General features: G+C 65.6%; 2 protein-coding genes. Both read right to left on the reverse strand.

The window, feature by feature from the left end; genetic code table 11:
* Positions 1-1,851, reverse strand: a 1,851-nt coding sequence (locus tag VTU_RS28205; protein WP_010106901.1) for an Ig-like domain-containing protein, incomplete at its 3' end; no start/stop codon positions are given.
* A partial coding sequence (locus tag VTU_RS33755; RefSeq protein WP_010106902.1) for a hypothetical protein occupies positions 1,848-2,066 on the reverse strand: 219 nt, incomplete at its 5' end. The genes VTU_RS28205 and VTU_RS33755, both read right to left, overlap by 4 nt.

Consider the following 2,066-nt stretch of genomic DNA (forward strand, 5'->3'; position numbering starts at 1 on the left):
GGTCTTGCCCGATACCGCCACGCTGTTCACGCTGATGGCCGCATTGCCTGCGCTGCTGACCGCAAAGGCCGAGGCGGCTGCGGTGTTCACGGCATCCAGGTTGCTCGCGTCGGTGTAGGTCAGCGTCAGTTGGTTGCCGGTGACCTTGGGGCGATGGTCGCCGGTGGTGATCAGCACCGGGGCCGTGGTGTCTGCTGGCGCTGGCGTGTTGTTGTACACCACGGTGGCCGCAAAAAAGGTGGTCGCGTCGTTGCCTGCGACGTCCTGTATGGCGTTGGCGTCGTTGCCGGTCGTGGGGTCGGTGTAGGCGACGGTGACCGTCTGGCCGTGGCTGACCGCCGTGGTCAGCGTGAGCGTGACGGTCTTGGCTTGGGCCTCGACGGTGACGTTGGTGACGGCGTTCGCGACGCCATTGACAAGCACCGCAAAGGCCTCGTTGGCCGGCTTGTGGTCCGCGTCCAGGTCGCTGCTGTCGTCGAAGCTGAGTACCAGTTGGTTGCCGTTGACCCGGGGACGCGTCGTGTCGCCGGTGGTGATCAGCACCGGGGCCGTGGTGTCCGACCGGGTGTCCACGGTGTAGTTGGCGCTGGCGATCGTGCCCGTCGCGCTATTGCCCGCCAGGTCCCGCACACCGCTCATGTTCACGCCGATGGTGTTGCTCGCGTCGTTTATGTTGGCGCTGGGCGTGAAGGTCGCGGTCCAGGTTTTTCCGTCTGCGCTGGCTATCAAAGGACCCAGTGTGCCGTTCGCGTTCGAGAGGTCTATCTTGCTCGCATCGAAGCCGTTGACTGCCTCGTTGAAGCTGAAGCTGACGGTCGTGGTTTCGCCACCCGTCAGGCTGCTGTCGGCCAGCGTGATGGTCACGCTGGGGAGCACGGTGTCGATGTCGTAGCGGACCGTGGAGTCCGCCGTGCCCACCCCGGCGTTGCCCGCAAGGTCGGTGATTCCTGCCAGGTTCACGCTGATCTTGTTGCCCGTCGTACTGCTGACGGAGGGGGACTCCGGGGCCGTCAGCGTGACTTCCCAGGTGGTGCCGCCGTCGGTCCTGCGCAGGTTGGACAGCCTCGCGCCTCCCTCCACGGTCAGGTCGGCGATGCTGAAGCTGTCGGGGGCTATGTCTTCGGAGAAGCGGATCGTGGCGGTGGTGCTTTCGCCCAGGTGCAGTTTGTCGTCGCCGATCGTGATCGGGTTGGTCGCCGCCAGCGTGGGGGGTTTGGTGTCGATGCTGTAGTTGGCGCTGTGGGTGATGCCCACCCCGGCCCTTTCGGCTGCGTTCCTGACCCCGGTCATGTTCACGCCGATGCTGTTGCTCGCGTCCTCCGTGGTGGCCGTGGGCGTGAACGTGGCGGTCCAGATTTTTCTGTCCGTGCCCACCGCGGTGAGCGGACCCAGCGTGCCGTTGGCGTCCGTCAGAACGATGTCCTCGGAACTGAACCCGCTGACGGTCTCGCTGAAGCGGAAGGTGACGGTCGTCGTTTCCCCCGCCTTGAGCGTGGTATCGGCCAGCGTGATCGTGGCGGTCGGCACGACGACGCCGCCGGCAGACCGGGTGTCCACGGTGTAGTGGGCGCTGCTGACCGGGCTCAGCGTGCCATTGCCCGCCAAGTCCCACACGCCGCTCATGTTCACGCGGATGGTGTTGTTCGTCACGTTGTTCACGTTCTCCGTGGGCGTGAAGGTCGCGGTCCAGGTCTTTCCTGCTTCGCTGGCCGTCAGCGGACCCAGTGTGCCGTTCGCGTTCGAGAGGTCTATCTTGCTTGCGTCAAAGCCGCGGACGACCTCCGTGAAGCTGAAGGTGACCAGCGCGGTTTCGCCACTCGTCAGGTGGTTGTCGGCCAGCGTGATGGTCACGCGGGGGGGTCAACGTCGATGTCGTAGCTGACCGTGGAGACCGCTGTGCCCGCCCCGGCGTTGCCCGCGAGGTCGGTGATTTGGGCCAGGTTCACGCGAATCTTGTTGCCCGTCGAACTGTTGACGGAGGCAGGATTCAAGGCCTGCTCAATGGGCCCCGGGGCCGTCAGCGTGACCTCCCAGGTGGTGGTGCCGCCGCCGGTGCTGCGCAGGTT

This window comes from Verminephrobacter aporrectodeae subsp. tuberculatae At4 (genome assembly GCF_000193225.1).
Taxonomy (GTDB): Bacteria; Pseudomonadota; Gammaproteobacteria; order Burkholderiales; family Burkholderiaceae_C; genus Acidovorax; species Acidovorax aporrectodeae.